Annotated in this window: 15 protein-coding genes; 14 read left to right on the top strand and 1 reads right to left on the bottom strand. The window is 69.4% G+C overall.

Going from position 1 to position 18,348, the window contains the following annotated elements; all coding sequences use genetic code 11:
• The first annotated feature begins 20 nt into the window (after positions 1-20).
• The 4 genes from aroC to AC07O8_RS23055 all read left to right on the top strand — a co-directional run bounded on the left by aroC (position 21) and on the right by AC07O8_RS23055 (position 6,756).
• Positions 21-1,130, top strand: a complete 1,110-nt coding sequence (aroC, locus tag AC07O8_RS23040) for a chorismate synthase (RefSeq protein ID WP_495050265.1) — start codon at positions 21-23, stop codon at positions 1,128-1,130.
• Between the two features lie 300 nt (positions 1,131-1,430).
• A complete protein-coding gene (locus AC07O8_RS23045; RefSeq protein ID WP_495050266.1) occupies positions 1,431-2,585 on the top strand; it encodes an efflux RND transporter periplasmic adaptor subunit in 1,155 nt (384 codons plus the stop codon).
• An 80-nt stretch (positions 2,586-2,665) separates the two neighbouring features.
• Entirely contained in the window at positions 2,666-5,926 is a 3,261-nt protein-coding gene (locus AC07O8_RS23050; protein ID WP_495050267.1) for an efflux RND transporter permease subunit, read from the top strand.
• A gap of 116 nt (positions 5,927-6,042) precedes the next feature.
• Positions 6,043-6,756: a hypothetical protein gene (locus tag AC07O8_RS23055; protein WP_495050268.1), complete on the top strand. Its 714-nt coding sequence runs from the start codon at positions 6,043-6,045 to the stop codon at positions 6,754-6,756.
• Positions 6,757-6,772: 16 nt separating this feature from the next.
• Here AC07O8_RS23055 and gntR read toward each other — a convergent pair whose 3' ends face one another.
• Positions 6,773-7,795 carry an HTH-type transcriptional regulator GntR gene (gene gntR, locus AC07O8_RS23060; protein WP_495050269.1) on the bottom strand — a complete coding sequence of 341 codons (1,023 nt, stop codon included), beginning with the start codon at positions 7,793-7,795 and terminating at the stop codon, positions 6,773-6,775.
• Between the two features lie 275 nt (positions 7,796-8,070).
• Between gntR and AC07O8_RS23065 the strand changes: the two genes are divergently transcribed.
• From AC07O8_RS23065 to AC07O8_RS23110, 10 genes are all read left to right on the top strand, one after another.
• Complete coding sequence (locus tag AC07O8_RS23065; protein ID WP_495050333.1) at positions 8,071-8,565, top strand: gluconokinase; 495 nt, start codon at positions 8,071-8,073, stop codon at positions 8,563-8,565.
• A complete protein-coding gene (locus tag AC07O8_RS23070; RefSeq protein WP_495050270.1) occupies positions 8,562-9,104 on the top strand; it encodes a TRAP transporter small permease in 543 nt (180 codons plus the stop codon). The genes AC07O8_RS23065 and AC07O8_RS23070 overlap by 4 nt, the downstream gene beginning before the upstream one ends.
• Positions 9,105-9,122: 18 nt before the next feature.
• Positions 9,123-10,415 carry a TRAP transporter large permease gene (locus AC07O8_RS23075; RefSeq protein ID WP_495050271.1) on the top strand — a complete coding sequence of 431 codons (1,293 nt, stop codon included), beginning with the start codon at positions 9,123-9,125 and terminating at the stop codon, positions 10,413-10,415.
• Between the two features lie 106 nt (positions 10,416-10,521).
• The gene (locus AC07O8_RS23080; protein ID WP_495050272.1) at positions 10,522-11,562 is read left to right on the top strand and encodes a TRAP transporter substrate-binding protein; all 1,041 of its coding nucleotides are present in this window, start codon (positions 10,522-10,524) and stop codon (positions 11,560-11,562) included.
• A 203-nt stretch (positions 11,563-11,765) separates the two neighbouring features.
• Complete coding sequence (locus AC07O8_RS23085; protein WP_495050273.1) at positions 11,766-12,644, top strand: substrate-binding periplasmic protein; 879 nt, start codon at positions 11,766-11,768, stop codon at positions 12,642-12,644.
• Between the two features lie 49 nt (positions 12,645-12,693).
• Entirely contained in the window at positions 12,694-13,866 is a 1,173-nt protein-coding gene (locus tag AC07O8_RS23090; RefSeq protein WP_495050274.1) for a patatin-like phospholipase family protein, read from the top strand.
• A 155-nt stretch (positions 13,867-14,021) separates the two neighbouring features.
• Positions 14,022-14,663: a superoxide dismutase gene (locus AC07O8_RS23095; RefSeq protein WP_495050275.1), complete on the top strand. Its 642-nt coding sequence runs from the start codon at positions 14,022-14,024 to the stop codon at positions 14,661-14,663.
• A 128-nt stretch (positions 14,664-14,791) separates the two neighbouring features.
• Positions 14,792-15,493 carry a hypothetical protein gene (locus tag AC07O8_RS23100; RefSeq protein WP_495050276.1) on the top strand — a complete coding sequence of 234 codons (702 nt, stop codon included), beginning with the start codon at positions 14,792-14,794 and terminating at the stop codon, positions 15,491-15,493.
• Positions 15,494-15,761: 268 nt separating this feature from the next.
• Positions 15,762-16,778 carry a phospholipase gene (locus tag AC07O8_RS23105; RefSeq protein WP_495050277.1) on the top strand — a complete coding sequence of 339 codons (1,017 nt, stop codon included), beginning with the start codon at positions 15,762-15,764 and terminating at the stop codon, positions 16,776-16,778.
• Positions 16,775-18,160, top strand: a complete 1,386-nt coding sequence (locus tag AC07O8_RS23110) for a hypothetical protein (protein ID WP_495050278.1) — start codon at positions 16,775-16,777, stop codon at positions 18,158-18,160. The genes AC07O8_RS23105 and AC07O8_RS23110 overlap by 4 nt, the downstream gene beginning before the upstream one ends.
• Positions 18,161-18,348 lie beyond the last annotated feature (188 nt).

Here is an 18,348-nt window from a genome sequence, read left to right on the forward strand (position 1 = left end):
CCGCCTCGGCAGGTTCCCAGATGTCCGGCAGCACTTTCGGCAGCTTGTTTCGCGTCACCAACTTCGGCGAGAGCCACGGTCCGGCCATCGGCTGCGTGATCGACGGCTGTCCGCCGGGGCTGGCGCTGTCGGTGGCGGACATCCAGCCCGAGCTCGACCGCCGCCGTCCCGGCACCTCGCGTCACGTGACGCAGCGCCAGGAGCCGGACCAGGTCGAGATCCTGTCCGGCGTCTACGAAGGCCTGACCACCGGCACGCCGATCTGCCTGCTGATCCGCAACGTGGACCAGCGCAGCAAGGACTACGGGAACATCCTGGACACCTTCCGGCCGGGCCACGCCGACTACACCTACTGGCGCAAGTACGGCCTGCGCGATCCGCGCGGCGGCGGGCGCTCGTCGGCGCGTCTGACCGCGCCCATGGTCGCGGCCGGCGCGGTCGCGCGCAAATGGCTGAAGCAGGAGCTCGGCGTCGGTTTCCGCGGCTGCATGACCGCGCTCGGCGAGATCGACCTGGCCTTCGAGGGCTGGGAACACGTCGGCCAGAACCCGTTCTTCGCGGCCAACACGTCGCAGATCCAGGCGCTCGAGGACTACATGGACGCGCTGCGCAAGGACGGGGACTCCGTCGGCGCGCGGCTGATGGTCGAGGCCACCGGCATGCCGGCCGGGCTGGGCCAGCCGCTGTTCGACAAGCTCGACGCCGACATCGCCTACGCGATGATGGGCATCAATGCGGTCAAGGGCGTCGAGATCGGCGCCGGCTTCGAGAGCGTGCGTCAGCGCGGCAGCCAGCATGGCGACGAGCTGACGCCCGCCGGTTTCGCCAGCAACAACGCCGGCGGCGTGCTGGGTGGCATCTCGAGCGGCCAGGACCTGCGCGTGTCGATCGCGATCAAGCCCACCAGCTCGATCCGCACGCCCAAGGCGTCGATCAACCGCGCCGGTGAACCGACCACGGTCGAGACCTTCGGCCGCCACGATCCCTGCGTCGGCATCCGCGCGACGCCGATCGCCGAGGCCATGCTGGCGCTGGTCGTCATCGACCACGTGCTGATGGACCGCGCGCAGTGCGCGGATGTCGAACTGCCGATCCCCGCCATCGCCGGTCATCGCCCGAGCGGCGACTGACGCGCCAACGGCCGGCCATCCCTATCGATGCGTCGAGCCCGAGAGAGGACACCTCGGGCGAAACCCGTCCGTTTCCGGTCCGTTTCCGGTCGGGGTCAATGACTCATCCGTGTCATTTCGTCGGACGGAGCGGCCATCCGTCACCCGTCGCGGCAATTTCAGTCCCGAAGAAGAGCAGGCCATGACGCGCAATCTGCAATTCGTCGCGTCTGGCCGTCGCATCATTTTGGGGATTCCTACACTCCGCCGCATTCAAGGATCATCAATTGGGTGATCCCGTGTCGACGGATGGGGGAGATCATGCGCAAGCAATGGTGGTTGGGTGGTGTGGCGGTGGCTGTCCTCGCAGTCGGCGCCGGCGTGTATGCCACGAGCGGGAGCCGCGCTCCCGCCGCGAAGAAGGACGAGGCCAAACCGGCCCTGGAATTCCAGGCCGGCGAGATCGTCAAGCCGGCCATGGCGCCGATGCCCGGCGTCATCGAGTTCTCGGGCCCGCTGGTCGCGCCGAACACCGTGATCGTGCGCGCCAAGGCGTCGGGCAGCCTGGACCGGCTCGCCGTCGCCGAAGGCAGCCGCGTGAGCGCCGGCCAGTCGCTGGGTCAGCTGGACCTGGAGGAACTGCGCCACAAGGTCGCCGAACGCAACGCCAGCGTCGAGGCCATGCAGGCCATGTACGAGCAGTCCGAGCGCCAGTACAAGGCCAACCAGGGCCTCGCGGCGCAGAACTTCATCGCGCCCACGGCGCTCGACAACTCCCGCGCCCAGCTCGAGTCGGCCAAGGGGCAGATGCTGTCCGCCAAGGCGCAACTCGGCACGAGCGAGGTGCTGCTGCGCCAGGCCGCGCTGATCTCGCCGATCAACGGCATCGTGGCCAAGCGGCACACGCTGCCCGGCGAAAAGGTGGCCGCCGAACAGCCGGTACTGACCATCGTCGACCTGTCCAAGCTTGAACTCGCCGGTCTGGTCGGCATGCACGAGGTCGGCAAGCTGTCGCCCGGCATGACGGTGCAGCTGAGGATCGAGGGGGTCGACGATCCGGTGACGGCCCGCATCGCGCGCATCTCGCCGGCGGCCGAGCCCGGCACGCGGTCGATCGGCGTGACGCTGTCGCTGGACAACCCCGGCGAGCGTTTCCGTGCCGGCCAGTACGCGGTCGCCCGCGTCGAGCTGGCCGACGACAAGCCGCGGCTGACGGTGCCGGTGACCGCGATCGGCGCGGTGTCCGGGCAGGAGCATGTCTGGCTGATCGAGAAGGGCACGCTGGTGCGCCGCATCGTGACCACCGGCCGCCGCGATCCGCGCGAGGGCCGCGTCGAGATCCTCGCCGGCGTGACGCCGCAGTCCCAGGTGCTGGGGGCGCGCTTCGACAACCTCAAGGAAGGCGAACGGGCCGAGATCCGCGCGCCGAAGGCCAGCGTGGCGAGCGCCGCGGCGAGCGGTAGCGCCGCTCAGTAAGCCACCCGGCACGCCACCCGGCACGCCATCCGGCACGACGCTTCACAAGCACAACAACAATTTCCGCCGAGGAGCTTCCCATGTGGATGACCCGCGTCTCGATCCGCAACCCCGTCTTCGCCACCATGGTCATGGTCGCGCTGTGCGTGCTGGGGCTGGTCGCCTATTCCAAGCTGGGCGTCGAGCAGTCGCCCGACATCACCTTCCCCGGCGCGCAGATCGACATCCAGTACCCGGGCGCCTCGCCCGAGGCGGTGGAGCGCGAAGTGGCCAAGCCGCTGGAGGAGGCGCTCAACACCATCGCCGGCGTGGAGCGCGTGCAGTCGCGCAGCTTCGAGGGCCGGGTGCAGACCTCGGTCGAGTTCTCGCTGAACGCCGACATGAACCGCGGCATGCAGGAGATCCGCGACCGCGTCGCGATGGCGCAGGCGCAGTTCCCGCGCGAGGTGAAGCCGCCGATGGTGCAGCGCTTCCAGGGCGAGAACGCCCAGCCGATCATCGTGGCCGCGCTGATGAGCCCGAACCGCACGCTGCGCGAGCTGTCGATGCTGGCCGACCTGAACGTCTCCAAGCGCCTGGGCCGCGTCGAGGGCGTGGCCAAGGTGGACATCGGCGGCATGGCCGTGCGCGAGGTCCGCATCGACCTCGACCCCACCCGGCTGCGCGCCTACAACATCACCCCGGCGGAGATCTCGACCGCGCTGAACGCGGCCAACACGGACGCGCCGGTGGGCCTGATCTCCAACCGCTACGACGACGCGATGCTGCGCGTCGAGGGCAAGGTGAAGGACCCCAAGCAGTTCGTCAACGTCGTCGTGGCGCGCCGCGGCGACCTGGCGCTGACGCTCGGCGACCTGGGCACGCTCAGCGAGCGCGAGCGCGAGCTCGATTCCATCGCCCGCATCAACGGCCAGCCGGCCGTCACCTTCAACATCTTCAAGCAGCAGGACGCCAACATCGTCCAGACCGGCGAGGCGGTGAAGGCCGCCATCGAGGAGCTGCGCAAGACGCTGCCCAAGGACATGGAGCTGCGCCTGGTCTACATCAACAGCGACTTCGTGAAGCACTCGCTCGACGGCCTGCGCCACACGCTGATCGAAGGCGCGCTGCTGACGATCGCCATCGTGTTCCTGTTCCTGCACAGCTGGCGCTCGACCATCATCACCGGGCTGACGCTGCCGATCTCGGTGATCTCCAGCTTCATCGCGATCTACGCCTTCGGCTTCACGCTGAACTTCATGACGATGATGGCGCTGAGCCTGTGCATCGGGCTGCTGATCGACGATGCGATCGTCGTGCGCGAGAACATCGTGCGCCACGTCGGCATGGGCAAGGACCACCACCGCGCGGCCGAGGACGGCACCAACGAGATCGGCCTGGCCGTCATGGCCACGACCTTCGCGATCTGCGCGGTGTTCGTGCCGGTCGCCTTCATGGGCGGCATCGTCGGCAAGTTCTTCTACCCGTTCGGCATCACCGTCGCGGTCGCGGTGCTGGTGTCGCTGTTCGTGAGCTTCACGCTGGACCCGATGCTGTCGTCGGTGTGGCCCGATCCGCCGAGCACCTACATCAAGAAGGTGCCGGTCATCGGCCACCTGATCCGCGCCACCGACGCCGGCATGGACGTGCTGCACACGGTCTACGAGAAGACGCTGCGCTGGGTGTTCTCGCCGCGCCGCTTCCGCATCCCGCTGCCGGCCTTCGGTCGTCCGTTCGGCGCCGACGGGCAACGTTTGAAGGCGTCGCCGCGCCGACTGCGGCTGGCGACGATCACGCCGCGCGGCATCGTCGCGTGGTCGGGCGTCGGCAGCTTCGTGCTGGCGATCCTGCTGGTGCCGGCGGTGGGCAGCGAGTTCCAGCCGCAGATCGACCAGGGCTTCACCCACCTGACGCTGCGCATGCCGGTGGCGACCAGCCTGGAACGCGGCGAGGCCAAGGTCCGGCAGGTCGAGGAGATCCTGGCGACCTTCCCGGAGATCAAGACCGTCGCGACCGTCGTCGGCAGCAGCGGCGAAGGTCTGGCGACCGGCCGCAACCAGGCCAACCTGGACATCGCGCTGGTCGATCGCAAGCTGCGCAAGCGCAGCCAGACGGAGGTCGAGGACGCGATCCGCGGCGAGATCGCGCGCATTCCCGGCGTCGAGGTCAGCGTCGGTTTCAACCGGCCGGTGTGGGTGACGATCCTCGGCTCCGATCCGGAAGTGCTGACGCAGGTGGCCAAGGACTTCGCCGAGAAGGTCAAGAAGATCAAGGGCGCCGTCGACGTGGACACCACCGTCAAGCCCGGCCTCCCGGCCTTCGCGGTCAAGCTGCGCGACAACGCGGTGCGCGAGCTGGGGCTGAACGCGGTGCAGGTGGCCTCGTCGCTGCGCGCGTACGTCAACGGCGACATCGCCACCTACTGGACCACGCCCGACGGCAACCAGGTCGAGGTGCTGCTGCGCCTGCCCAAGGCGCAGCGCCAGAGCATCGAGCAGATGCGCAACCTGCCGGTGGCCTTCGCCAAGGACGGCTCGCCCATTTCGCTGGAGCAGGTCGCGACGATCGAGCCGGTGTTCAACCCGGAGGTCATCCGCCGCCAGAACCTGCAGCGTCGGGAGGCGGTGTACGCCGGCGTGCAGGGCCGCCCGGGCGGCGACGTCAACGCCGACGTGCAGAAGCTGATCAAGGAGACGCAGCTGCCCCCGGGCATCAGCTTCATGGTCGACGGCGACGGCAAGCAGCAGGCGGAAGCCTTCAACGGCCTGCTGATCGCGATGGGCCTGGCGCTGATCTTCATCTACATCGTGCTGGCCAGCCAGTTCGGCAGCTTCGTGCAGCCGATCGCGATCATGGCCTCGCTGCCGCTGGCCTTGATCGGCGTCATGATCGCGTTGCTGCTCTGGAAGACGACGCTGAACATCTTCTCGATGATCGGCCTGGTGATGCTGATGGGCCTGGTGACCAAGAACGCCATCCTGCTGGTCGACTTCACCAACCACCTGCGCAAGGACCAGAGCATGTCGGTGCCCGAGGCGCTGCTGCAGGCGGGCCTGATCCGGATGCGGCCGATCATCATGACGACGGCGGCGATGGTGTTCGGCATGCTGCCGATGGCGATCGCGCTCAACGAGGGCGGCGAGATCCAGGCGCCGATGGGCCGCGCGATCATCGGCGGCGTGATCACCTCGACGATCCTCACGCTGGTGGTGGTGCCGGTGATCTATTCGTACCTGGTGCGGGGTCGCAAGGTGTTCTCGGCGGCCGATGCCGACGCGACCCCGGACGGTCCTGCCGACGACCACGGCCATGACCGGCCGCCCGTGATGCCCGTCACGCCGATGCCCGGAATCGCGGACTGAGAGTGCAACAATAAGTTGGTTCAGGTAACTGGATGACTCGTTGAGGGGATGGGCCGCTTCGAGGCGGGCAGGCAGATTAGCGGCATCGTTTCCAACGCGCTCTGCCGCCGCCCTCCGTGTCCCTCACGCCTCCCCATCCGCCGATCCCACTGCTGCTCAGGCAGTCGCTGAAGCGGCCCTCGCGCACTCGCCTGGCGACGCCCGTCGCCGTGCGGCGGGCCGTGTCGTCGGCCGCCGGTGGTGCCGCCGCTGGTGCCGCCGACAATGCCGCCAACGATGCGGACTTCGAGTCCGGCAACCAGGACCACACCGTCCTGCGTTGGCGCGACCTCCACCTCGCGCCGACGCCGTTGTTCTTCGCGATGCTCGCCTGTGCGATGCCGCTGCTGATGCTCGGGGTCACGATGGCGTCTCCCGTCTCGGCATCGCTCGGCGGCCTGCTGCTGATCGGCGCGCTGGGCTGCCTCTGGGAAGGTGCCCAGACGCTCCGAGGCCTCGAACTGCGCTGCGGCTCGCCGCTGCCGTGCTTCGCGGGCGACAAGGTGATGGTCGATCTCCAACTGGCCAACCCCACGGCGCGATCGCGCTGGGACATCGCGGTGACGCTCGGCCTGAAGTCCAAGCCGGCCGGGAACGGCTGGGTCGATCTGGCACCACGCTCCGGCCAGCAGGTGCTGATGCCGCTGGTCGCGGAGGGCCGCGGTCGGCGGGGACTGCCGCCGATCCGGCTCGAGACGCAGCATCCCTTCGGGCTCGTCGTCGTCAGCGCGTTCTGGGCGCCTCGCGCCGACCTGCTCGTGAGGGAGCGCCCGGCGTTGCCCCGCGTCTAGCAGGGCGTTCGCAGGCCTAGCAGCTCGCTCTCAGCACCAGTTGGAAGCCGAGGTCCATGCGGGCCTCGGGCACCGCCTCGTTGCGCATCAGCGCGACGAGCATCCGCGCCGCCTCCAGGCCGATCTCGCGTCTGGGCGTGCGCACGGTGCTCAGGGGCGGCAGCATCTGGTCGCCGCCGGTCAGGTCGTTGAAGCCGACGACGGCCACCCGTTCCGGCACCTTCACGCCCTGGCGCAACGCCTGCAGCAACGCGCCTTGAGCCAGGTCATCGTTGTTGAAGAAGATCGCATCGACGTCGGGCGCCTCGCGCAGCACGCGTTCGAACATCGCCGCGCCCAGCGCCAGCGACGACGGCGCGGCGTCCATGAACTCCAGCGCCGGATCGTGCGCGGCGCCCAGTGCCGCGCGATAGCCCTCGGCGCGCTGCAGGGTGCGCGGATCCAGCTGCGCCGCGGCGAAGGCGATGCGCCGGTAGCCGCGCCGCACCAGCTCGGCGGTCATCGCATGGCCGGCCGCCTGCTGCGAGAAGCCGACCGAATGCAGGCCGGCATCGGCACGGTTCTCCATGACATGGACGCAGGGCACGCCGCTGCCCTGGAGCAGCGCGCGCGCCGCGTCGGTGCGGTCGAAGCCGGTGACCAGCAGGCCGGCCGGGCGGTTCATCAGGTAGGTGCGCAGCAGCGCCTCTTCCTCGTCGGGGTGGTAGTGCGTGACACCGATCAGGCTCTGGTAGCCGGCGGCCAGCAGCGTGCGCTGGGCGGCGTCGAGCAGGTCCACGAACAGCGCGTTCGACAGCAGAGGGATGAGCACCACGACCTGGTTGCTCCGCGCGGAGGCCAAGGCGCGCGCCGCCGGATCCGGCACGTAGCCCAGTTGCGCGACGGCGGCGGTGACGCGCGCGACCAGCTCGGCCGCCACGCTGCGCTCGCCGCGCAGCGCGCGCGAGGCGGTGATCGGGCTGACGCCGGCGGCGGCGGCCACGTCCTGCAGCGTGGCCCGGCCGGTGGCCCGGCGGCGTTTGGAGGAGGGCGCGTTCATGGAGGGGAGGATAGCGCTGTCCTCCTGGGTGAGGAGCCCGGTGCGACCCCAGGACCGTGCGTGCGCACGGTCCGAAACCCAGCGTAATCCCTGATCTGGTGCTTCGATGCACCACCTAAGATAGCGCTATCCCGTCTGCATGCCTGTGCGACGAGGGCTCGACGGCGACCCCGGATCCTCCGATCGCCGTCTCTTTTCCGACTTTGGGATAGCGCTATCCAATGACTTCGCCGACCGTCCCCGCCGCCTCGATCCCTGCGCGCGCCATCGTCGTGATGGGCGTCGCCGGCTGCGGCAAGACCAGCGTCGGACAGGCGCTCGCCCAAGCCCTCGGCTGGCCCTTCATCGAAGGCGACGCGCACCATGCCCCGGCCTCGATCGCCAAGATGCAAGCGGGTCAGGCCTTGACCGACGAGGACCGTTGGGGCTGGCTGGAGCGCCTCGGGCTGATGCTCGCCGAGCAGTCGCCGGTCGTCCTCAGTTGCTCCGCGCTCAAGCGCGCCTATCGCGACCGCCTGCGCGGCGCCTGCCCGGCGTTGCGCTTCGTGTTCATCGACATCGACCGCGCGCTTGCGCTCCAGCGCGTCGCCGATCGTGCCGACCGGCACTTCTTCTCGACCACGCTGGTGGACAGCCAGTTCGCCACCTTGGAATCGCCCCTCGGCGAGCCCGGGATCGTCACCGTGCCCGCGGCGCTGGCGCTGCACGCGCAGGTCGACCTGGCGCTCGCGCTGCTGACCTCGAACGACAACCCGGAGACCGGACCATGACGCCCCCCACATCGGATGCTCCCGCCGCCTCGGCGGCTTCGGCGGCGGCCCCGCGCCGCACTCGCCTGCAGACCGCCAGCGAAGCCGCGATGGCGCTGTGCCTGGGCGTGATGGCGCTCGCCGTGTTCATCAACGTCGTGCTGCGCTACGGCTTCGGCAGCGGCATCAACGCCAGCGAGGAACTCTCGCGCCTGCTCTTCGTCTGGATGGTCTTCATCGGCGCCACCGCCGCCTATCCGCTGGGCGAGCACATGGCCTTCACCAGCCTGCTGCTGCCGCTGCGCAAGAAGCCCGTCGTGCTGCGCGCCATCACCGCGCTGATCCGCATCGCCGTGATCGGCGCGGCGGGACTGGTGGGGTGGGGCGCGTGGCAACAGGTCGTCGTCGGCCTGGACAGCCGATCGGTGGTGCTGGGTTATTCCAACGCCTTGCTGCCGCTGCCCGCGCTGCTGTCCTGCGGCGCGATCGCGCTCATGGCCGTGTGGGAGTTGATCCGGAACAAGCCGATCGATCTCGACCACGAGTCGGACGTCGAATAAGGGCAGGGCGCATCGATCATGAGCAACGAAGCACTCGCCTTCATCGTCTTCTCGGCCGGCATGCTGCTGCTGATGGGCCTGGGCATCCCGATGGCCTTCGCCCTGGTGCTGACCGGCGCCGGCATGGCCTGGGCGCTCGACTTCTGGGACACCCAGCTGCTCGCGCAGAACCTCGTCGCCGGCATCGACAGCTTCCCGCTGCTGGCCGTCCCGTTCTTCATCCTCGCCGGCGAGTTGATGAACGCCGGCGGCATCAGCCGGCGCATCATCGAGATGGCGCAGGCCTGGGTCGGCCACATCCGCGGCGGGCTGGGCTTCGTCGCGATCGGCGCGGCCGTGCTGATGGCCAGCATGAGCGGCTCGGCGCTGGCCGACACCGCCGCGCTCGCCACCATCCTGCTGCCGATGATGCAGCGCCACGGCTATCCGATGGCGACGTCCGCCGGCCTGATCGCCTCGGGCGGCATCATCGCGCCCATCATTCCGCCGTCCATGCCCTTCGTGATCTACGGCGTGACGACCAACACCTCGATCTCCGCGCTCTTCATCTCGGGCATCGTGCCGGGCCTGGTGATGGGCCTGGGGCTACTGATCGCATGGAAGCTGCAGTTGCGCAAGATCGACCTGCCGCCGGGCACGCCGATGCCGATGGCCGGCCGGCTCAAGGCCACCGCCAAGGCCTTCTTCGCGCTGCTGATGCCGCTGATCATCATCGGCGGCATGAAGACCGGCGTGTTCACGCCCACCGAGGCCGCCGTCGTGGCCGCCTTCTACGCGCTGGTGATCAGCTTCGCGGTGCACCGCGAGATGAGCCTGCGCGACCTGCACGGCGTGCTCGTGCGCGCGGCCAAGACGACGGCGATCGTGATGTTCCTGTGCGCCGGCGCGCAGGTCGCGAGCTACATGATCACACTGGCCGACCTGCCGGGCGTGCTGACCGGCTGGCTCGGCGGCCTGATCGACTCGCCGCGGCTGCTGATGGCGCTGATGATGCTGATCCTCGTCGTCATCGGCACCGCGCTGGACCTGACGCCGACGATCCTGATCTTCGCCCCGGTGATGCTGCCGATCGCCGTCAAGGCCGGCATCGACCCGGTGTACTTCGGCCTGATGTTCGTGCTCAACGGCGCCATCGGCCTGATCACGCCGCCGGTGGGCACGGTGCTCAACGTCGTGGCCGGCGTCGGCCGGCTGTCGATGCACCAGGTCATCAAAGGCGTGAACCCGTTCCTCATCACCTATGCGCTGATCCTGGTGATGTTCACCGCGTTCCCCGAACTCGTGACCGCGCCCGTGAAGTGGATGCGCTGAGTCCGTCGAAGTGCCCGCCGAAATGCCCGCCGAAGTGTCCGCCGAATTGCCCCTCGATGTGCCCCTCGATGTGCCCGTCGAGATCCGTTCCCCCAAGGAGACAAGCATGAGCCTGAAGAGCCTGACCACACGCCGCAAGATCCTGGCCGCCGCCTCGGCGCTGAGCGCCGCGATGCTGGGCGCCGCGCTGCCCGCCCACGCCGCCGACATCAAGCCGCGCCTGATCCGCTTCGGATATGGCCTGGCGGAGAACAGCAACCAGGGCCGCGCGGTCAAGGTCTTCGCCGACGAGGTGAACAAGCTTTCCGGCGGCAAGATGAAGATCCGCGCGATCGGCGGCGCCGCGCTCGGACCGGACACGCAGATGCAGCAGGCGCTGATCGGCGGCGCGCAGGAGATGATGGTCGGCTCGACCGCGACGCTGGTCGGCATCGCCAAGGAGATGGCGCTGTGGGACACGCCCTTCCTGGTCAACAACGTCCGCGAAGCCGACGCGCTGCTGGACGGACCGGTCGGCGACAAGGTCAAGGCCAAGCTGACGGACAAGGGCCTGGTCGGCCTCGTGTACTGGGAGAACGGCTTCCGCAACCTGACCAACAGCAAGCGCGCGGTCAACAAGCTGGAGGACCTCAACGGCATCAAGCTGCGCGTGATGCAGAACAACGTGTTCCTCGACAGCTTCAAGCAGCTGGGCGCGAACGCGGTGCCGCTGCCGTATTCGGAGCTGTTCACGGCGCTGGAGACCAACGCCGTCGACGGCCAGGAGAATCCGTACAACACCATCCTGTCGGCCAAGTTCTACGAGGTGCAGAAATACCTGACGGTGACCAACCACGTCTACAGCCCGTGGATCGTGACCGTGTCCAGGAAGTTCTGGGACGGCCTGTCCAAGGACGAGCAGGCGGTGCTGCAGCAGGCCGCGGTCAAGAGCCGCGACTTCGAGCGCAAGGACACCCGCGACGAGGCCGCCAAGGCGCTGGCCGAACTCAGGGCCAAGGGCATGGCCGTCAACGAGCTGAGCCCGGCGGAAACCGCGCGCATGCGCGACAGGCTGACCCGCGTGAACGCCGGCGTGGCGACGCAGGTGGGGATGGACCTGTGGAACGACACGCAGGCGCAGTTGGCGAAGCTGCGCGGCGGCAAGTGAGGGCGTGACGCAAGCGCATGGCGTGAGCGCATGACGCGAGCCTGGCGTGAGCACATGACGCGCGGGCGACAACGCGGCTCGGTGTTTTCCCCGTCCGCGTCTGCGCACGAATGCGCATTGCGCGTGTCGCTTTCTCCCCGACGCGTGGGAGACATTTCGTTACCGCCGCCTATCATGGTTCGAACGCCTTACCTGATTCGCGGATGCATCGACGACACCTGACCCTGGCGGGTCTGGCCTGGTTCAGCGGCGCACACGCCACCGGCCGCGCCACGTTGTCGCCTCCGGCCCTCGGGCCGGGGTCGGCCTCGACATCGACCCCACCGCCCGCGCCGAACGCGCCGCTGACGGCCTCCCCCAGGACCGCGGCCATCGCCTCGTCCGTCGGTGCGCCGTCCGCGTCGCTGCGACTGCTGAGCGAGGAATTCCCGCCGATCAACTTCAGCGAATTCGGCCAGCCGCGCGGCCTCTCGGTGGACATCGTCCAGGCGATCCAGAAGCGGCTCGGCCAGTCGCTGCCGATCGAGTTCATGCCCTGGGCCCGCGCCTTCCGCGAAGCGCAGGACGGGCCGCCGGCCGCGCTGTTCTCGATGGCCCGCATCGCCGAGCGTGAGAAGCTCTTCCAGTGGGTCGGCCCGATCGTCAGCTTCCAGAGCACCTTCTACGCGAAGGCCGGCAGCGGCCTCCGCCTGCGCTCGCTGGCCGAGGCGAAACGCGCGGCCAAGGTGCTGGTCGTGCGGGACTGGTACACGCTGACGCAACTCCAGTCGGCCGGCTTCCACAACCTGCAGCAGGTCAGCGATCCGATCCAGGGCGTGCGCATGCTGGCGGCCGGTCGGGCGCCGCTGTTCGCCGCGGAGAAGCTCTCGATGCCGCAGACCCTGGTGCAGGCCGGGGTCGCGCGCGATGCGCTGGAAGAGGTGTTCAGCTTCGCCGCCAGCGACGGCTACATCGCGTTCTCGCGCAGCACGCCCATGGGAACGATCCACGCCTGGCAGTCGCAGCTCAACGAGATGAAGCGCGACGGCACCTTCCAGGCGATCCACAGGCGCTGGCTGCCGAACGATCCGCCGCCAAGGTAGGCTGCGGGTTCCACCGCAGCAGCGCGAGCGTCCCTCGCGCCTTCACGCCATGCCGACACCGCCCCGTTCGATCGACCTCGCCCTGCAGGGCGGCGGCTCCCACGGCGCTTTCACCTGGGGCGTGCTGGACCGGCTGCTCGAGGACGGCTCGCTGCGCATCGACGGCGTCTCCGGCACCAGCGCCGGCGCGATGAACGCCGCCGTGATGGCGACCGGGTTCGCGCGGGGCGGCGCGCTCGGGGCCCGGCAGGCGCTGTCGCGCTTCTGGCAGGACGTCTCCGGCGTGCCCGCGTGTTTCGGTGTCGTGGGCGAGGCCAAGGGGCCGGCCAGCACCGCGGCCCTCGAGACACCCGCCTGGGTCTTCAACCGCAGCGCCTGGCCCGGGATCGCCGCCTGGGACGCGTGGCTGCGGCTGTGGAGCCCGTATCAGCTCAATCCGTTCAACCTCGATCCGCTGCGCGACATCGTGCGACGACATGTCGACATCGAAGCGCTGCACGCCGGTCCGATCAAGGTCTTCGTCACGGCGACCTCGGTGCGCACCGGTCAGCCGCGCGTGTTCCACGGCGACGACCTGAGCATCGAGGCGCTGATGGCCTCGGCCTGCCTGCCGCACAGCGCGCAGACGGTCGTCATCGACGGCGAACCGTTCTGGGACGGCGGCTTCTCGGGCAACCCGGCGCTGTGGCCGCTGGTCTACGGCACCGAGTCGGACGACGTGCTGCTGATCCAGATCAATCCGCGCCAGCACGACGGCATCCCGCGGACTTCCACCGAGATCGACGATCGCATCAACGAGATCACGTTCAACGCCAGCCTGGTGGCCGAGTTGCGCGCCATCCACTTCGTGCAGCGGCTGCTGCGCGACCAGCGCATCGATCCCACGCGCTACAAGCAGATGCGCCTGCATCGCGTGGCCGACGAGGGCGGGCTGGCGCAGTTCGGTGCGTCCAGCAAGCTCAACACCGATCCGCGGCTGTTGACCACGCTGTTCGGGCTCGGTCGCACGGCCGCCGAGGGCTGGCTGACCACCTGCGCGAAGCACGTGGGTCATGAGAGCACGCTGGACATCGGCGAGGTGTTCCTGGCCAACCGCGTGCGCAACGCGAGGCCGGCGATCAAGCCGCCGATCAAGGCGGTCGACAAGGCGGTCGGCAAGCTCATGGGCAAGCCGAGTAGGCTGAGTGGGCCGAGTAGGCCGGGCAAGCCGGGCAAGACCTGACACGGCGGCATGACCCCGTGCGGGCCGGGTCTTCTGATCCTGCGACTTGAGCGCCGAGCGCTGAGCGACAAGAATGGGCCTTCCATCCTTCAACCGCCCCGCACCAGCGACCTTCCCGGCAGCACGACGCGACGGGCTCCTTCCGGAGTCTCACGATGCCTCATGCCCTGCCGCCGCTGCCGTACGCCGTCGATGCGCTCGAACCCCATCTCGACGCGCGCACGATGGAGATCCATCACACCAGGCACCACCAGACCTACGTCAACAATCTGAACGCGGCGCTCGAAGGCACCGCCTTCGCCGACACGCCGGTCGAGACCTTGATCGTCCAGCTCGATGCCCTGCCGGAAAACATCCGCGGCGTGGTGCGCAACAACGGCGGCGGACACGCCAACCACAGCCTGTTCTGGACGGTGATGGCGCCCGCGGGCAAGGGCGGCGGCGGCGCGCCGACGGCTGATCTGGCCAAGGCGATCGATGCGGACCTGGGTGGCCTCGACGCGTTCAAGGACAAGTTCACCAAGGCTGCGCTGACGCGCTTCGGCAGCGGCTGGGCGTGGCTGGCGGTGAATGCGGACGGCAAGCTCGGCATCGAGAGCAGCGCCAACCAGGACAGTCCGCTGATGACCGGCATCGGCTCCGGCGGCACGCCGATCCTCGGCCTGGATGTGTGGGAACACGCCTACTACCTGCAGTACCAGAACCGTCGGCCGGACTACATCGCGGCGTTCTACAACGTGGTGAACTGGGACGAGGTCGCGCGCCGCTTCGAGGCGGTGCGCAGGCAGGTCGCCTGACGCGTCGACGGCGGCATCGGCCGCCCTGGTCGTTCATGCGGGCCATCCCTGTCGTCGCATGCCATCAGGGTCCCGCCGCACCACGTCGTCTATGCTCCGGTCGACGCCATCGCCCTGGGATCTCAGACATGACGACAACGCCTCGCCTCAGCCCCGCGACCCTTGCCCGGTTCGTCCTCGTGCTCGGCCCGGTGCTGGGCCTTTCGGGCTGCGCGTCGGTGGACGGGCAGCGCGCGGCGCTGGCCGACGCTGCGCCCTGCTGCGCGGCGATCCCCGCCGGAGGAATCACCTCGATGACAGCGGCGCCGGTGACGGTGGCGCTGGACGAGCGGGCGCCGGTGGCGGCGTTCAGCACGGGCAACAGCCGCTATCGCGTGCTGGACCTCGGCGGGCTGCAGGAGAAGCCCCCCGCCTTCGCGATCCGTTCGACCGGCACCGTGACCAACGTGTATGCCGGAGGCCAGTCGTGGGGCCCGGTGGTCTATCCGGCGGCGACCTTCCTCGATGCCCAGCGCCAAGTGCTGGGCACATTCACCGAGGACCGCCCAGCCAATCCTTCGCTCGATTGCCAGGCGCTGCTGCATTGCGGCTTCGCGATGATCGTGGTCACGCCGCCGGCACGGGCGCGTTACCTGGTGCTTCACACGCCCTATGCGAAGGTCGGCCAGACCCGCGTCGAGCCGGTGCCGGGAAGGGCGGTCGCGGAACGGATGCTCATGGTCGGCACCACACCGGTGATCGTCCCGGGCGGCACGGCGGCGCTGCGCACGATCGGCATGTCCACCGGCGATCTTGAGGTGCGCGCTCTCGCTGCCACGCCGGGCCGCTGATCCTCGCGGCCGGTGATCGCGCCGGGTCGCGTCCCTCGTCGGAGGGACGCGGAAACCCGGGAGAGCCGCGTCCGGCTCCCCGGCCGGGCCCGCCGCGCGGGGTCAGGCCTTGCGCGGGTGGTTTTCCCCCCACTGTGTCCGCTTGCAACGCGGAGCTCCCACGCCGATATTCCTTCATTGAATCGTCACGGGGTGCATCGAACATCCGGCCCCACATCCATGACGTGCGGAAAGCACGCGGCATTCGGGACCATCAGGGAAGACTTCGATGCGATCCATCCTGCTACTGACCGCCGTGGCGGCGGGGCTCGTCCACCAGACCGACGCCAACGCCTTTGCCCAGGACACCCACAAGCGCATCGCCATCGATGCGGTCCGCTACATGCAGCGGCATTCGGACACCACCAACTACGCCAGGCTGCTGGCCGGCGTGACGCGCGCCGGGTACACGATCGACCAGTTCGCGGAGCAACTGGGCCAGGGCGCCTACGACGTCGACGATTTCGCCGACACCTACCTCTGCGGCGCCGTGACCGGCGACTGCGTGCTCGCGCCCGTCTGGGGACTGGGCTCCGGCATCGTCAACTACACCTCGTACTGGCACTTCCAGAACCGCACGCAGGGGCCGGACGTCCACGGCAACCCCTTCGGCGGCTACGACTACGCCAAGCTCACGGTGAAGGGCGACATCGACGACCTGGCCGCCGCCTGGCTGGTCGGCGACCACCTGGACGACGGCAAGGGCGGCATGAAGGGCTGGTTCAGCGACGGCAGCAAGTACAACGCATACGGCCTGACCGAAGCCAACTACCGCCAGGGCGGTTCGTCGAGCCCGTCGATGTACGCCGACTTCGAGAAGGCGCCGTTCCAGCCGATCGACAACCTCGGCCAGTACTGGTGGTCGCAGTTCCTGACCCGGCCCACCGTGCAGAGCCTGGGCTTCGTGATGCACACCACCGACCTGCTGCAGCCGCACCACACCTGGACGACGTCCGCCTTGAACCACTCCGGCTGGGAGACCTGGGTCAAGGACTACTACGACAGCGAGACGCTGAACGCCGATGCGCTCGTCACCGCGGCGCTGGGCAGCTACACGCCGCTGGCCCCGACGGCCGGCGACATCCGTCCGCTGCTGCGCCAGGGGGGACAGATCTCCTACAGCCGCGGCGGGCAGGTGCTGTCGACGACCGACCATGCGGCGCGTCGCGACGTGGGACGGGTCGTCGTGCCGCATGCGATCGCGATGGTGGTCCATCTGTTGAACCGCGCGGCCGAACGGCTGTGAGCGGGCGCACCTCGCGCGCCGCAGCGACGGTCGTGGCCGCGCTGGCGCTCGCCGCCGCGGGGCTGCTGCCCCTGCAGGGCGGCATCGCGGCCGTGCCGCTCGACGCGCCCGCTGGTGCGTCGAGCTGGATCGCCCGTGTCGGCGACGACGTGATCCCGCGCCGGCCGACCGAGGCGCTGTGGCGGCTCGCCCGGCGCGATCAGCCGGACCTGACGCTCCCCGAATTGACCCGGCATCTGGCGATCGATCTGCTGATGGGCGACGCGGCGGCGCGCGAGGTCGGCGACGCGAACTTGTTCGCGAGCCGGAGGGTGGCTTTCGCGCCGGAGGTCGACGTGCGACGCCAATGGCTCGCGACCCTGCAGCAGGTCTGGCCCGAGCAGATCGAGCGCGACTGGCAGGCGTCGGCACCGGCGTTGCCGTCGGCCGTCGATGCGCAGGCCTGGCAGGCGCTGTGGTCGGTCGGGCAGGGCGATCGCCTGCGGATGGACGAAGCACTCGACGACGCGCAGCGCAACGCCGCGGCGCGCCTGGTGCTGCTGCGGCATCGCGCGTATGGCGACACGCCGGCCGGCGCGATCACCGTGGCCGATGTCTGGCCGCTGCAGAACGTGCAGGGTCGGCGACTCCTGCGCGGCGGTGACCTGGCGTTCGCGCAAGCCCAGGCCCGGCAACTGCTGCGAGAGCGCTACGTCGAGCAATGGCTGCATCGCCGGAGCGGCTGGAGCGAGGCCGAACTCGACTTCGTCCGGCGGGTCATCGAAGCTCGGCAGCGCAAGCTGGCGTGGCAGCGCTGGCAGGGCCTGACGGGCGATCCGCACGGGGATGCGCCGCCTCGGGACGCGTTGGCGACGGCGGTGAGCGCGGACGAGATCGTCGCGTACCACGGCGCACATCTGGACCGCTTCGAACGCCTGGAATCCGTGGAAGGCCTGAGCCTGCGTTGCGACGATCGCGCGGACTGCGCCGATGCGGCGCCAGGTTCGGATCTGCGGGGGCGGCCGGGGGTGAGACCGGTCGCGTGGCGCCTGGGGGAGGCCAGGCCGCAGGCCGAGGTCGACGCCTGGGTGCTCGACCTGCTGCAAGCCTGGCCCGCGGGCCAGGCGTCGCCGCCGATCCGCCATCCCGACGGCAAGGGCTGGGAGCGGGTGCAGGCCCTGTCGGTGAAACACGGCCATCATCCCGCCGACAGCGAGACGGTCCGGCACGAGGCGCGGCAGGCCATCGCCCTGGAAAAGCTGGGCGCGCGCTGGCAGCAAAGACAGGCCGATCTCCTGGCATCGGCAGGCTTGCAGTGGGCACCCGGCATCCTGCCGCCGGAGACGCCGTTCAAGCCACAAGGGCCGATGACCGAGGGCAAGGGGCATGGGCATGCGCATTGAGATCCGACCGCGACAGCGTGACGCGCGGCTCCTCCGGCGATTGGGCCGCATCGACCTGAAGGTCGCGACGGCCCTGGCGCTGGCGGGTGTGATGGCGCTCGTCATTGCGTGGAACGCGGTAGGCGGGCGCGCCCGGACGAGCGATGCCGCAGCTATGGCGTCGGCGGGGCCATCATCAGCCTCTGCTG

Source organism: Roseateles sp. GW821-FHT09G09, from assembly GCF_059415965.1.

What these genes read in the sequence shown, in the direction of transcription:
- aroC (WP_495050265.1), top strand. Translation starts at nt 21, where the DNA reads ATGTCCGGCAGCACTTTCGGCAGCTTGTTTCGCGTCACCAACTTCGGC.
- AC07O8_RS23045 (WP_495050266.1), top strand. Translation starts at nt 1,431, where the DNA reads ATGCGCAAGCAATGGTGGTTGGGTGGTGTGGCGGTGGCTGTCCTCGCA.
- AC07O8_RS23050 (WP_495050267.1), top strand. Translation starts at nt 2,666, where the DNA reads ATGTGGATGACCCGCGTCTCGATCCGCAACCCCGTCTTCGCCACCATG.
- gntR (WP_495050269.1), bottom strand. Translation starts at nt 7,795, where the DNA reads ATGAACGCGCCCTCCTCCAAACGCCGCCGGGCCACCGGCCGGGCCACG.
- AC07O8_RS23065 (WP_495050333.1), top strand. Translation starts at nt 8,071, where the DNA reads ATGGGCGTCGCCGGCTGCGGCAAGACCAGCGTCGGACAGGCGCTCGCC.
- AC07O8_RS23070 (WP_495050270.1), top strand. Translation starts at nt 8,562, where the DNA reads ATGACGCCCCCCACATCGGATGCTCCCGCCGCCTCGGCGGCTTCGGCG.
- AC07O8_RS23075 (WP_495050271.1), top strand. Translation starts at nt 9,123, where the DNA reads ATGAGCAACGAAGCACTCGCCTTCATCGTCTTCTCGGCCGGCATGCTG.
- AC07O8_RS23080 (WP_495050272.1), top strand. Translation starts at nt 10,522, where the DNA reads ATGAGCCTGAAGAGCCTGACCACACGCCGCAAGATCCTGGCCGCCGCC.
- AC07O8_RS23085 (WP_495050273.1), top strand. Translation starts at nt 11,766, where the DNA reads ATGCATCGACGACACCTGACCCTGGCGGGTCTGGCCTGGTTCAGCGGC.
- AC07O8_RS23090 (WP_495050274.1), top strand. Translation starts at nt 12,694, where the DNA reads ATGCCGACACCGCCCCGTTCGATCGACCTCGCCCTGCAGGGCGGCGGC.
- AC07O8_RS23095 (WP_495050275.1), top strand. Translation starts at nt 14,022, where the DNA reads ATGCCTCATGCCCTGCCGCCGCTGCCGTACGCCGTCGATGCGCTCGAA.
- AC07O8_RS23100 (WP_495050276.1), top strand. Translation starts at nt 14,792, where the DNA reads ATGACGACAACGCCTCGCCTCAGCCCCGCGACCCTTGCCCGGTTCGTC.
- AC07O8_RS23105 (WP_495050277.1), top strand. Translation starts at nt 15,762, where the DNA reads ATGCGATCCATCCTGCTACTGACCGCCGTGGCGGCGGGGCTCGTCCAC.